Raw genomic sequence first — 14,174 nt, forward strand, 5'->3', positions numbered from 1 at the left:
AAGAGAAATAGCATTTTTCTTGCAGACTTAATGCGAAGGGTTATTGTATGTTTTCAATTATACCTCAAGCGCACCAATTATTTCCTTTACAGACTTACATCCGTGTCTTTCCAGGTAATTATTTATACCATCTTCCACTTTAATAGTCACAGCAGGATCTATGAAATTTGCCGTACCAATTTGGATGGCCGTCGCACCTGCAAGCATGAATTCAACAGCATCTTTCCAGTCCATAATACCTCCCAATCCAATGACAGGAATATTTACCGCCTTGGCAACTTGCCATACCATACGTAATGCGATAGGTTTTACGGCTGCTCCCGACATTCCGCCTGTTATAGTTGACAAAATAGGGCGTTTACGTTCCGCATCAATCGCCATACCCAGCAATGTATTGATTAATGACACGCTATCCGCACCACTTTCTTCTGCTGCACGAGCTATTTCAGTGATGTCCGTAACGTTCGGGGAGAGTTTTACGATAAGTGTCTTTTTGTAAGCTGAACGCACTGCTTTTACTACTTCTGACGCCCCTTTTGCTGACACACCAAAAGCCATACCACCTTGCTTTACATTAGGGCAAGAGATGTTTAGCTCTATAGCAGGAATTTTGTCAAGTTCATTAATGATTTCAGCTGTTTTTACATAATCTTCGATGGCAGATCCCGAAACGTTTACAATCATATTCGTTTGGATGTCTTTTATACGGGGATATATATGCTCCACAAAGTAATCAACACCCTTATTTTGCAGTCCTACAGCGTTTAACATCCCAGAAGGAGTCTCTGCCATACGCGGATAAGGGTTTCCTTCACGTTTGTGAAGAGTAGTTCCTTTTACAATAATACCACCTATTCGCGCTATATCAATGAAGTCGGAGAACTCTTCACCATATCCAAATGTACCAGATGCTGTCATCACCGGGTTTTTCATTTGTAATTCACCAATGTTTACACTTAAATCTGCCATAGTAGTTTATTTATATTAAAAACAGGACCTTCTTTACATACACACAAATGACCTTCTGTCGTATTTTCCACACAACATAAGCATGCTCCGATACCACAAGCCATTGTATTTTCCAAAGATACTTCACATTCTATCTGATTACTTTTGGCATATTTTGCCACAGCCACCATCATCGGTTTGGGACCACAAGTGTAAATCTGCTCAAATCGTACCTTATTTAATATAGAATGTTGGGTAACATATCCTTTTTCTCCATGGCTACCATCTTCCGTGGTGGTATATACCTCTCCATATTTGGCAAACTCTTCCAGCTGCAACAGATCTTTGTCGCTACGGGCACCTAACAGGAACGTAGGTTTATGGCCTTTTTTAGCCAACTGCTCACCTAAATAAAGCATAGGGGCTGTTCCGACACCTCCACCAACTAATAAGAGCTTATCAGAAGCCTCCAGAGGCATTGTATATGCATTTCCCAGTGGAAGCACTACATTTATTGTTTCACCGGGATTAACCTCTGCCAAACGTCTTGTTCCATCACCAACCAGCTGGATCAGAAACCAGACCTCATTTCGCTGTTTATCTACAAAATTAATAGAAATGGGACGCCGTAAGAATGTAGTAGGCGAACCGTCCACCCGGAGTTCGGCAAACTGCCCAGGTAACATTTCGGGCAGTAATGACTGAGAGGTCAATTTTAGCAATACATAGTTTGCATTCAATCTGATATTCTCGGTCACTGTCAGATCTAAAATAAATTTCTTCATGTATGGATATAAAAGTATAAATTCGTATTCCGGGTGCAAAGATACAGGAAATTGCTCAAACCACCGATTTTACTCTTCATTTTTCAGGTCGAAACGTCTCATAGGTATTATCATCGAAAAATATTCTTATTTCCGTGATTTTCCTGGCAGGCTTTTCTATATACCTAATCTCTTGTTTTACAATCTCTTTGGGGGCATTTTCGGCGTTTCTTAACGGCGTTTCCTTGCGATTTTCCGGAAGAGTCGGTTCTTTGGACGGATTTACGGGATTCTCGTCGAATAAAGAAGGCAGATAATCGTGATTAGAAGAAGAAAAGGAAGTTCCTTCTTCAGACACCATCATTTCGCCCTTACCATAAAGCAACCATTCAAGATTTACATAGTCATACTTTTGATGAACCTTCATAACGACCTCTAAGCTGGGTTTATTCCGATCATTTAAAATATGAGAGAGAGTAGATTGTTGCACTCCAATTGTTTCAGCAAAAACTCTAGGAGGAACTTTTTCTCTTTCCATTATCATTCTGATTCTGTCTTTTATTTCCATACTACCTTCTTTTTATTACAATTGTATGTGTTATGTACCTATTTCACAAAAATACGCACTATCTCATTGATTATACAAAGGTAAATAATTAGATTCACAAAAGCAAATTACAAATATAAAAATATTAATATTACAAAAGTGTATTATATTATACAAATCGAATATTATGCTTGTATATAGAATAAAACGAGTTATTATAATCATATAGCTTTAGTTTAATTATATATCATAAAACACAGATATACAACCATATATATAGCACAAATGAAACTCAAATAGAGACATTCACAAATATACATACCACATATAGAAGGCTCTTATAGCACTAATTGATATAACAAACTATATAATCTTGATTTATAATAAGATAATAGGGATAAAAGTATTTGTTAATGCCTGAAAAACTACATTTGTATATAGGGTGTTATTTTTGTAAATGCATAAATATATTATTGTAAACACCATCTTTTGATTACATTTGGAATTCATTTACATAAGTATACGACACATTTGTAACCACATAAATACACAAAAGTAAATATTGATAGTTGCAAAAGCAATAAAAGGAAGGGATCAACTTATACTTTACCAATGTATATTGCTATTTTTTTCTAATCATCCTTTACAATCTTCTCTAAAAAGAAAATCCTTGCAATATTTCCGTACCGATCTCCACTTATTTATTTTTTTTCGATTCTAGGAAGCTCATTTTTAGCATAAACAAATGAAAAACAAAGACTTACCCCTATAATTCAGATTCCATTTTTCTATTAAACTAGAAAAAATAGGCTTATAGTAATCAAATATACTCTGGATTATCAAAATGACACTAATGGATGATTTTAGAGAAAAGAAAAAAATCTCCATTCTCACTATAAACGATACCTTTAAAATCCAAAATGCTTTTTTGATAAACTCAAGAATAAGTAAACTTTTCTCGTTTAAAAATTAAAGCTCCTATTTAAAAGAAAAAATTTCCTTGAAGGTAGATCAATACAAAATTCTAACAATATACTTTGTGTAGTTCGTTAAATGGGTAACTCTATAAAACTACAAAAGGAGTAAATCTATTTGTAAAATAATCACTGGCATTGTGAAAGTCTTTTTTATAATGGAAGTAATTGCGGGAATACAAAAAAGACATATACTTCCCGTTTCTATCTACGGTAAAAGTATATGTCTGATTATATAGGTAATTCTTAATCCTACTTAATGCAAAATTTTGAACACTAATTCACGAAGAATATCTCCATCTGTCATAGAACTATTTTGGACTCCTTTGGATTTTGCATCAGCATATCGTATTTCTCCAACAATCTGCATCGTCTTTACTCCGCTATATTTTCGCATTGCTGCCATATAATCCCGGGCCTGCCAGGGAGTTCTTAGTCCTAGCATATTTGCGATCCCTTGCTCTGATTTATCCGGTGCATAATAAGCCAACATTAGATTGGAGTAAAAGCTGAATAATAAAGACAGCGTCATTTGGATTGGGTTAGTTTTCGGATTTTCCTCAAAATATTTTATTATCTTATTTGCTTTCAATATATCCTTTTCCACTAAAGCACTGCGCAATTCAAAGTTATTATAATCTTTGCTTATGCCTATGTTTTTTTCTATCTGTTCAGGAGTTACGCGTTTTTGCCCGACAGGTAAAGTGATAATCAACTTTTCAAGTTCTCCGGTCAGACGACTCAAATCTGAACCTACAAAATCAGCAAGCATAGCAGTTGCTTTAGGTTCCATATCAACTCCTTTCCGTTTCATATATGAAGCTATAAAACCGGGGAGTTGTGCATCCTTTATTTTTTTAGATTCAAACAGCACACCAACTTTGTCCACCTCGGCAGCCAGCTTCTTTCTACGATCCAACGTTCCATGCTTATGGCATATCACTAAAATGGTGGAAAGCAAAGGCTTTTGAAGATAATACGACAACTCTTCCATATTACGTACCGCCTGTGCTTCCTTAACTACTACTACTTGGTGTTCTGACATCATAGGATAACGCTTTGCAGCATTTATAATCGTTGCCACATCCACATCAGCCCCATACACAACAGTCAGGTTGAATTCTTTTTCCGTCTCACTCAACACATTATCCGTTATGTAATCTGCAATTAAATCGATATAATACGACTCTTCTCCCATCAGGTAATAGATAGGGCGATACTGCTTTGCTCTCAATTCCTTGAGGATGTCATCACAGGTCAGTTCTTGTTTTGCCATATATAATTTTCAGAAAGACCGGATTACCAGTCGAATTTCAAGTGTTTAACAGTTTTCTTTTCATCAATAATCATACGCAAAGAAGCAATACCAATTTCAACATGCTCTTCTACATAATTTCTGGTAACCAAATTATCACTTCTATCTGTTTTTACTCCGTCGGGGGTCATTGGTTGATCGGACACTAATAATAATGCGCCGGTAGGAATGTGATTGGCAAAGCCACAACTGAACAAAGTTGCAGTTTCCATATCAACTGCCATAGCCCGGGTCTTTTTCAGATATTCTTTGAATGCATCATCATGTTCCCAGATACGGCGGTTGGTGGTATATACGGTACCGGTCCAATAGTCACGGCCTTTGTCACGGATAGATGAAGAAACGGCACGCTGCAACATAAATGCAGGTAATGCAGGAACTTCGGGAGGAAAATAATCGTTAGAAGTTCCCTCTCCACGGATAGCTGCAATAGGGAGAATCAAATCGCCAAGCTGGTTTTTCTTGTCGATGCCACCACATTTTCCCAAAAACAAACAAGCTTTGGGTTGAATAGCTCCCAGCAAGTCCATGATGATGGCAGCGTTAGGACTTCCCATACCAAAGTTAATCATAGTGATGCCTTCGGCAGAAGCAGAAATCATATTTGCATCCCTTCCTAAGATGGGAACATTAAACTGATTTGCGAAAATCTCGACGTACTTGTTGAAGTTAGTCAACAGAATATACTCTCCAAAATCCTCCAGGTTACGTTTTGTGTAACGGGGCAGCCAATTAGCTACGATTTCTTCTTTTGTTTTCATAATTATCTATTAAATTTGTGCTCCCAATAATGGGAACCATTATTTAACTTACAAAAATAATAAATGTTATCGTTAAACCTACCAGTATTCGACACTAAAATAAACGTACGAAACGGAAAAAATGTAATTTTCGACGTAATTCGTAAACGATATGTCGCCCTTACCCCTGAAGAATGGGTACGGCAACACTTTGTTCACTTTCTTATTGCACACAAAGGATATCCGACTGCCCTTCTGGCCAATGAAGTAATGGTAAAGTTAAACGGTACTACCAAACGATGCGACACCGTACTTTATCGGAGGGATTTATCAGCCCGGATGATTGTGGAATATAAAGCACCACATATCGAAATTACACAGGCTGTTTTCGACCAAATCACCCGGTATAATATGGTACTGAAAGTAGATTATCTGATTGTCAGCAACGGAATGCAACATTATTGCTGCCGGATGGATTATGAAAACCAGAGTTATACGTTCCTCCAGGATATTCCAGATTACAAATCTTTATAAAAATGATCCGCTTCATTCGCCTTAAAAAACATACTTATCTGCAAGAATAAAATAGCGTCACTATCCGTTCAAGATAGTGACGCTATTTGCTTACTATGGTGACACCATCCCAAACAGATGGCGTCACTATACCAACTCCCCTTTCAGGTAGTCTTCAAACAGCCTTTTACTTCTATACGGCAACATCTTTCTCACTATCCTCATTTCCTTTCTTTTTGCTGAATCGCTCTTGCAATTTCTGCATGAATTCGTAGAAATTAGGAATATAAATGGTAGCCAATAAAGTGTTCATGGCCATACCAAATACCACAGCGGCACCCAATGCTATACGACTTTGTGCACCTGCACCGGTGGCGAATAACAAGGGCATCACTCCTAATACAAAAGCAAAAGAAGTCATCAGGATCGGACGCAAGCGGACATGCCCCGCTTCAAAGGCAGCTTCCCTAATTGAATTACCCTCGGCACGGAAATCACGGGCAAATTCCACAATCAAAATTCCGTTCTTTGCAGAAAGCGCAACCAACAGGATTATACCGATTTGCGTATAAATACTGACTGGAGTTCCCATAATCAGACAGCCAATCATGGCACCTAATAAGGCTACCGGCAATCCGATGACGGCTGCTACCGGGCTGGTCCAACTTTCATACTGTGCAGCAAGTACCAGAAAAGCAACAATTAACGCCATTATCAGAACAATGGTAGTCGTATTCCCAGCCTGGGTTTCCTGATAGGCAACGGAAGTCCATTCATACCCAAACTCATCTCCCAGCTGTTCCTTAAACAATGCTTCCACTTCTTGAATAGCCTGCCCGGTACTACTTCCCGGAGCAACATTACAAGTCAGAGAAGCAGTCGAGTACATATTATAGCGGTTAATCTGGTCTTGGCCTAACTGTTCCTCCACTTTGGTGAAAGAAGAAAAAGGCACCATCTCTCCTGCCGAATTCGGCACGCTTAGCTTCAAGACATCATCAATTACCCGCTGTGCTTGATCGCGTGCCTCAATCTTCACCTGGTAAATACGGCCGAATTCAACAAAATCATTCACATAAGCCGCTCCCATATAATAGCCCAATGTAGAGAAAACATCGTTCAAGGCAATTCCCATGAACTGGACTTTGTCACGGTCGATATTCAAGAAATATTGAGGAACATTTGCCTGATACTGACTGGATACAGATGCTAAAGCCGGTTTCGAGTGATAAGAAGCAAGCAAGGCATTGATGGCCTGCTGCATTTCCGTCGGCCCCAGATTACGCCGGTCTTCCAACTGAAGCTGTAAACCACCGGATGCACCCAACCCCGGAATAGCCGGAGGAACCATGGCAAACACTTCCGCAGCCTGAATAGTCATATACGCTTCACCATTAAAACGGTTGACTATGGCAGCAGCCGTATGCTCTTTCCCTTTCCTCTCACTCCAGTTTTTCAGTACCACAAAATAAGTTGCCGAGTTACTCTGTTCGCCACCACCCATGATAGAAAAGCCGGAAATACCAATATAATTCTTTACTTCCGGATAAGAATCCAGAATACCGTTTATCTTTTCTCCCACTGCTTGCGTACGCTCAAGGCTGGCGGCAGGCGGAAGTTGAACAACAGCAATAAAATATCCGTCATCCTCGTCCGGGATAAAAGTTGACGGCCAATGCATAAAAAGCAATAGAGCAATAACAGTCAAAGCGCCATAAGAAGCGAGAGCCATTCCCGGACGTTGAAGCAACCATTTGACAATTTTGTCATATACCCCTTGCGTCTTGTCATAAGCCTTATTGAAACCTTTATATATAAAGAAGTTAGAAGGCTTACTCTTTTCAAGAAACAGTGCGCAAAGTGCAGGAGTCAATGTCAACGAATTAAAACCGCTCAATACGGTAGAAGCGGCAATAGTCAGTGCAAACTGCTTATACAGCTGACCGGAAATTCCACTAATCATCATCGTCGGAATAAACACGGCAAGCAATACGAGAACCACCCCGACAATCGGGCCCGTGATCTCTCCCATCGCTTTTGTCACGGCTTCACGAGGTGAGTACTGCCCAGTTTCCAATAATCTCGAAGCGTTCTCCACCACCACTATCGCATCATCCACCACAATAGCAACTGCTAAAATCAGTCCGAACAATGTTAATGTGTTGATAGAGAAACCAAATACCGCCATTACGGCAAATGTACCGATCAACGATACCGGGATAGTAATACAAGGAATAATCACTGCCCGCCAATTCTGCAGGAACAAGAAAATAACGAGTATCACCAACAAAGTTGTTTCAAAGAAAGTAACCATCACTTCATCAATGGAAGCATGGATAACATCAGTCGTATCCAAAGTGACATTATAGGCCACTCCTGACGGGAAACTTTCTGCAAGTTCTTCCATCTTAGCTTTCACTCCTTTTGAAACATCCAGCGAATTGGACCCCGGTTGCTGGTAAATAGCAATAGCAGCCGTAGGTTTTCCATTCAATCGCGACACTACACTGTATGAAGCAGACCCCAAATCAATGCGTGCAATATCTTTCAGACGAAGCATCGCCCCGTCCTGCTCACGGCGGATAATAATATTCCCGAACTGTTCCGGAGATTTCAATCGTCCCTGAACATTCAACGTATACTGAAAAGCATTATTATTATCCTGTCCGATAGGCTGACCGATATATCCGGCAGATACTTCCACATTCTGCGACTGGATCGATTGATAGACTTGCTGCGGTGAAATATTCCGTATACGCATAGCCTCCGGATCGAGCCAGATGCGCATCGAATAGTCCCCTGCTCCCATCACATTCACAGCACCCACTCCGGGCACACGTGTCAGCTGGTCCACTAAATTCAATTTGGCATAATTAGTCAGATACAGGCTGTTGTACACAGAGTCCTGCGAAGTCATTGTCAAAAACATCACAATGTTTGAAGATTGTTTCTGCACAGTGACCCCTTGCACCACCACCGGTTCCGGCAGCGATGATTGTGCGATACTTACCCTATTTTGTACCTGCACAGTTGCCATATCGATGTTCGTACCAACAGCGAATGTAATAGTCAGAGAATATGCTCCCGAAGATGAAGAATTGGAAGACATATAAAGCATGCCGTCTACACCATTCACCTGCTGTTCGATAGGAATACCCACTGTTTGAGCAACAGTTTCAGCATTTGCCCCGGGATAAACCGCAGAGACCTGCACCGTTGGCGGTGTGATCTCCGGAAATTGCGCCACAGGTAATATATTGAGTGTGACCAGACCGGCTACTACAATAAGCAGGGCAAGGACAGTAGCAAATATCGGTCGGTTGATAAAAAACTTAGAAAACATAATGTATAGGTTTAAAAGCAGTCTCTCCACAACCTTCTCCCAAGGAGAGGGAGCAGAAAGTTACTTTTGTTAATTAATCGGTTTTAAGTACATCACCTTTATTGATTTCGTTTGTTAATCAATCAGTTATCCAAAAGACCTTATTTCCCTCTTTTGGGAAGGGAATCAGGAAGCGGCTTTACTTTCATTCCGTCTCTGACTTTCATCAAAGCCTCTGTGACATACTGTTCCTGCGGGGAAAGTCCACCCAATACCTGCCGTAAAGTGCCGTCGACCAACTGCCCTATTTCAATATGCCGGTAATGAACTATATTTGAATCATTTACAACATATAAGTATTTGCCTAACTGGTCAGTTCCGATAGAACCCTCTTTCACCAACACGGCATTTTTAGCTTCTCCATAAGGTAAAGTTATGCTTACATATAATCCGCTCTTCAATATCCCTTTCGGATTATCAAAATTGGCACGAACCATCAGTGTTCCTGTATTCACATCTACATTTGGTGAAAGATAATCGAGCGTAGCCGGATAACTTTCAGTTCCCCCCTTTCCCAGTTGAACCATTATTTTTTTAGGAAGATCAGTCGGTAACTGCTGGGTATCCATCGTCATTGCCAACCATTGATTATCAGCAACATTAAAGTAAGCATACATCTGATTATCCTTATAAATAGTAGCCAATGTGACTGGTTGCAACGAACCGCCTACATAACTTCCTATATCTACAGTCGCCTTACTGATGGTGCCGTCAAACGGTGCACGGACATAACAATATCCCAAGTTTGTACAGGCGGTGCTCAAAGCAGCTTCCGCGTTGCTGACAGCAGCAATACCCTCTTTCACAGAAGATTCAGCCTGAAGTACCTGTATCTGACTGACCGCATCACTCTTTACAGCCTCTTTCATACGGCTATAATTATTACGAGCATATTCCAATTGCGCCTGGGCAGTTTTCAGTTCTGCTTCTGCTTGCTCCACCTGATCTTTATATAAGGTTGGTTCGATGACAAACAACAGTTGCCCCTGTTTCACCCGTCCACCTGCGACATAAGAGGTAGACTGCAAGGTTCCGTTCACCCTGGCTACAAGATTCACCGTCTTTTCTGTTGTCAGATAACCCGGATAATCTTTCGTCAAAGTAATATTCTCCACTATGGGTTTGGTCACACTAATTTCCGGAGTTGGCACACCTCCCATTGCTCCTGTACTTTTCTTCTCCTTGCAACCCGTCAATATAGGCAGTGCAAGAAAGATATACATCAGTTTTTTCATATCTGTTAGGTTATATATTTTATAGATTGATTTTTATTCTCTCCAACCACCCCCTAAAGCCTTGTAGAGGGCTATCAGTTGCAAAAGCGAACTTCCTTGTGCCTGTACCAGCTGATTCTCATAAGATAACAGAGAACGTTGTGCATCAAGTACGTTTTGGAAAGGCGAAAGTCCCTGTTTATAAAGTTCCAGTGAAAGTTTCAATGTCTCAATTCCTTGATTGCGTACTTCCCGCAGGGCTACAATCTGTTTGATTGAATTCCGGTAGGAATTCATAGCATTGTCCGTTTCCTGTACGGCAGTTAAAACCGTTTGATTAAACTGGTTGATCGCTTCATCTAGTTGCGCTTTTGCCAGCCGGGTTGCATTCACCAGCTGTCCTCCATTGAAAATAGTCCAGTTCAATGACGGAGCAATTTCATAAGTCATACTTTTACTTTTGGTGAGATCCTTCAGGTCACGGGCGGCATATCCAAATGAACCTTTCAAGAAAACTTTCGGCAACCAATCCGCTTTCGAAGCTCCGAGCAATGCTGCCTGCGCATTTACGCTCAATTCCGCACTTCGTACATCAGGCCGTCGCAGTAATAAATCGACAGGCATTCCCACTCCGATAGGTTCCATATAATCGGGCAATGTGCCACTGGATTCAAGAACAGGACGAATGTCCTGGGGATACATTCCCAATAAGACAGCCAATGTTGTGATATACTGATTGATACCCGCTTCCAACTGGGGAATGGAGGCTTTTGTGCTATATAATACAGACTTGGCCTGTGCCACATCGAGTTTAGCAACCAGCCCGGTATTATAGCGTACTTCCGTGATTTTCAGGACTTCTTCCTGCGAAGCACTGTTTTTCTTCACCACTTCAAGCTCTTGTTGCAACTCCCTTAGATTGATATAAGCCGAGGCTACTTCTGCAGCTAATGAGACCATGACTCCTGTGTATTCTTCCTTGCTGGCGGCAAAATTCTCTTTCTGCGCTTTTACCCGTTTCCGGATACTGCCAAAAATATCAAGCTCCCAGCTCATGCTTAGCGAAGCATCATAATAATGATCGGTTGTTTGGGGCAGTGAACTTGTATTTCCACTGGTTTCCTGACGGGTCCATCCTGCATTCAATCCGATGGAAGGAAAAAAGTTACTGCGTTCTATCCAAAGATTGGCACGAGCGGCAGCTATACGGTTGATTGCCATGGCAACGGAGTAATTACGATCTACTGCCAGAGCTATCAAAGAGTCCAGTTTGGTGTCTTGGAATGACTTCCACCAATGGTCATCCACTGGAAGTATCTGTTGAAATACTTCCCCGCTCTCTTCCCAATCTTGAGGAAGCGGAGCTTTCAAATAACGGTTTGCGGTCTGTCCAACCGCGGTCACAGTTGAAAGAAACATAAGGAGCGATGTGCCCCACACTCGTATATTCATATCAGTTCAGGTTTTTATGAAATGAAAAGATAACAACTAAAGGGTAAGTTTGTTTATCGATTCTTTTTTATACGAGCACTTGTTAAAACAAAAAAAGCCCTGCATTGCTGCAGGGCTTATTATATATCAAAAAAGTAACTTTACTTACTTCACAGCTCTTCTTATTCAGCAGTTTTTCTTCTGATAGCTCTTTTGGTAGTAGCTACCGGAGCTTCTTCCACCTTGTGTTCGATTTGTACGCCAGCCAATTCCGGGTCAATCATAATACGTCCGCAATATTCACAAACGATTACTTTCTTACGAGAACGGATATCCAGTTGTCTCTGGGGCGGAATCTTGTTAAAGCAACCACCACAAGCGTCACGCTGTACGTATACAATACCCAATCCGTTGCGAGAGTTCTTACGGATACGTTTGAAAGACTGCAATAGACGTGGTTCAATCTTAGTTTCCAAATCTTTAGCTTTGTCTCTCAATTTCTCTTCTTCCTGTTTGGTTTCAGAGATAATTTCGTCCAGTTCGCTCTTCTTCTGCTCAAGGTCTTTCAGTCTTTCGTTAAGAATCTGATCGTTCTTCGTTACTTCAGCCTCTTTTTCTTCTTTATCAGCAGAATATTCCTTAATTCTCTTTTCGCAAAGTTCGATTTCCAATGTCTGGAATTCGATTTCTTTCGTCAAGAAATCATATTCACGGTTATTGCGAACATTGTCTTGTTGTGACTTATATTTTTCTACTGAAGCCTTTGCTGTTTCAATTTCTACTCTCTTGCCGGCAATAGCAGATTTCAGTTCATCCACTTCAGCTTTGATCTTGTCGATACGGGTACTCAAACCAGCAATTTCATCTTCAAGGTCTTGCACTTCCAACGGAAGTTCACCTCTCAATGTCTTGATTTCATCAATCTTAGACAACATCGTTTGCAGTTGGAACAGTGTCTTCAGTTTCTGTTCTACCGTCAACTCATTCGGATCTTTTTTTGCTTCTCTAGCCATTTTACTTATAAATATTTTATGGGATTCGTATTTATTTTACTCAATTGGAGTGCAAAATTAGGAAATAAATCCCGGATTATGGAATAAAAAATTTCTTTTGTATATTGTTCGCTTTCGTAATGACCAATCTCTGCCATCAGAATATCACCCTCGTGGCCGAAATAATCATGATATTTGATTTCTCCCGTAATAAAGACATCCGCACCCGTCCGAATTGCCTGTGGAAGCAGAAAAGCTCCGGCACCACCACACAAGGCGACCTTCTGTATTTCTCTCCCTGTCAGTTTGTTATGACGTACACAACCCACTTCGAAGATTTTCTTGATGCGTTTCAGAAACTCGAGTTCCGTTTCCGATTCATCCAATTCACCTACAATTCCCGAACCTGCCTGCGACCAGTTATTCTGCAACGGATACAAGTCGAATGCCGGTTCCTCATAAGGATGTACAGACAATAACGCTTTTACAACTTCCGCTTTCTTATATATAGGAAGAATGGTTTCAATCCTTACTTCATTTTCATGATGCAGTTCACCGATTGTTCCACAGAAAGGATGCGTCCCCTCTTTTGCTCGGAAGGTTCCCTCTCCTTTCAGACTGTAACTGCATGAATCATAGTTACCTATATTTCCGCATCCGGCTGCAAACAATACTTCGCGCACACTATCGGCTTGTGCATCCGGCACGAAAGTCACCAGCTTAATCAAACTGTTCTCTTTCGGTTCAAGCACTTTCAGATTCTTCAACCCTATTTTCTCTGCTATCTTATAATTGACTCCACCTTGTGCATTATCAAGATTAGTATGTGCTGAATAGATCACAATATCATTCTTTATTGCTTTCAGTATGCAGCGTTCCACGTAATCTTTGCCCGTGATAGATTTATAGCCTTTGAAAATGAGCGGATGGTGCGATATAACGAGATTGTACCCCAGCGCGATAGCTTCATCCAACACAGCTTCGGTAACGTCAAGACACAACAAAGCCCCTGTTGCTTCCGCTTCTGTCAATCCGATTTGCAGGCCGGCATTATCAAATCCGTCTTGCAATGGCAGAGGCGCGAATCGTTCAAGGGCGCTTACTATTTCCTTAATTTTCATTATTGGTAGAAAATTTGATTGCAAAGATAATAAATAAAATAGGAATTAACATACTAAGTGATCGTTTTTTAGAGAATTTATCGTTATCCATTTTTTGAGACCACCGCAAAAGATATAAAATACCACCCAGAAACTATCAAAAAGGACCTAAAAACTATCTGTTGATAGAAATCCCCCTAAATTACGTCTGATTCTCCCCTACCAAGGTCGACAAAATATCTTAAACTTGCATC

At 40.6% G+C, this 14,174-nt stretch carries 11 protein-coding genes; 1 reads left to right on the plus strand and 10 read right to left on the minus strand.

All coding sequences use genetic code 11. The annotated features are described in order from the left end of the window. Positions 1-57: 57 nt before the first annotated feature. From Bovatus_RS03685 to Bovatus_RS03705, 5 genes are all read right to left on the minus strand, one after another. Complete coding sequence (locus tag Bovatus_RS03685; protein WP_004295952.1) at positions 58-969, minus strand: dihydroorotate dehydrogenase; 912 nt, start codon at positions 967-969, stop codon at positions 58-60. Continuing rightward, the gene (locus Bovatus_RS03690; RefSeq protein WP_004295951.1) at positions 957-1,733 is read right to left on the minus strand and encodes a dihydroorotate dehydrogenase electron transfer subunit; all 777 of its coding nucleotides are present in this window, start codon (positions 1,731-1,733) and stop codon (positions 957-959) included. The genes Bovatus_RS03685 and Bovatus_RS03690 overlap by 13 nt, the downstream gene beginning before the upstream one ends. Positions 1,734-1,809: 76 nt before the next feature. Further along, positions 1,810-2,280: a helix-turn-helix domain-containing protein gene (locus tag Bovatus_RS03695; protein ID WP_004295950.1), complete on the minus strand. Its 471-nt coding sequence runs from the start codon at positions 2,278-2,280 to the stop codon at positions 1,810-1,812. Positions 2,281-3,489: 1,209 nt separating this feature from the next. Then, on the minus strand, positions 3,490-4,509 hold the full coding sequence (gene holA / locus Bovatus_RS03700; protein ID WP_004295948.1) for a DNA polymerase III subunit delta: 1,020 nt from the start codon (positions 4,507-4,509) through the stop codon (positions 3,490-3,492). 23 nt (positions 4,510-4,532) lie between these two features. After that, on the minus strand, positions 4,533-5,309 hold the full coding sequence (locus Bovatus_RS03705) for an AMP nucleosidase (RefSeq protein ID WP_004295947.1): 777 nt from the start codon (positions 5,307-5,309) through the stop codon (positions 4,533-4,535). A 63-nt stretch (positions 5,310-5,372) separates the two neighbouring features. On the opposite strand from Bovatus_RS03705, the gene Bovatus_RS03710 reads away from it, so the two are divergent. After that, the gene (locus Bovatus_RS03710) at positions 5,373-5,822 is read left to right on the plus strand and encodes a type I restriction enzyme HsdR N-terminal domain-containing protein (RefSeq protein ID WP_004295946.1); all 450 of its coding nucleotides are present in this window, start codon (positions 5,373-5,375) and stop codon (positions 5,820-5,822) included. Positions 5,823-5,994: 172 nt separating this feature from the next. Here Bovatus_RS03710 and Bovatus_RS03715 read toward each other — a convergent pair whose 3' ends face one another. From Bovatus_RS03715 to Bovatus_RS03735, 5 genes are all read right to left on the minus strand, one after another. Then, positions 5,995-9,144, minus strand: a complete 3,150-nt coding sequence (locus Bovatus_RS03715) for an efflux RND transporter permease subunit (RefSeq protein ID WP_004295945.1) — start codon at positions 9,142-9,144, stop codon at positions 5,995-5,997. A 140-nt stretch (positions 9,145-9,284) separates the two neighbouring features. After that, the gene (locus Bovatus_RS03720; protein WP_004295944.1) at positions 9,285-10,418 is read right to left on the minus strand and encodes an efflux RND transporter periplasmic adaptor subunit; all 1,134 of its coding nucleotides are present in this window, start codon (positions 10,416-10,418) and stop codon (positions 9,285-9,287) included. A gap of 33 nt (positions 10,419-10,451) precedes the next feature. Then, positions 10,452-11,849 (minus strand): efflux transporter outer membrane subunit, encoded by a 1,398-nt coding sequence (locus Bovatus_RS03725; RefSeq protein ID WP_004295943.1) that lies wholly within the window; start codon positions 11,847-11,849, stop codon positions 10,452-10,454. Positions 11,850-12,010: 161 nt separating this feature from the next. Next, positions 12,011-12,841: a zinc ribbon domain-containing protein gene (locus Bovatus_RS03730; RefSeq protein ID WP_004295942.1), complete on the minus strand. Its 831-nt coding sequence runs from the start codon at positions 12,839-12,841 to the stop codon at positions 12,011-12,013. 5 nt (positions 12,842-12,846) lie between these two features. Then, the gene (locus Bovatus_RS03735) at positions 12,847-13,941 is read right to left on the minus strand and encodes a Nif3-like dinuclear metal center hexameric protein (RefSeq protein ID WP_004295941.1); all 1,095 of its coding nucleotides are present in this window, start codon (positions 13,939-13,941) and stop codon (positions 12,847-12,849) included. Between the last annotated feature and the right edge of the window lie 233 nt (positions 13,942-14,174).

The sequence above is a fragment of the Bacteroides ovatus genome, from assembly GCF_001314995.1.
In the GTDB taxonomy this organism is placed as follows: domain Bacteria; phylum Bacteroidota; class Bacteroidia; order Bacteroidales; family Bacteroidaceae; genus Bacteroides; species Bacteroides ovatus.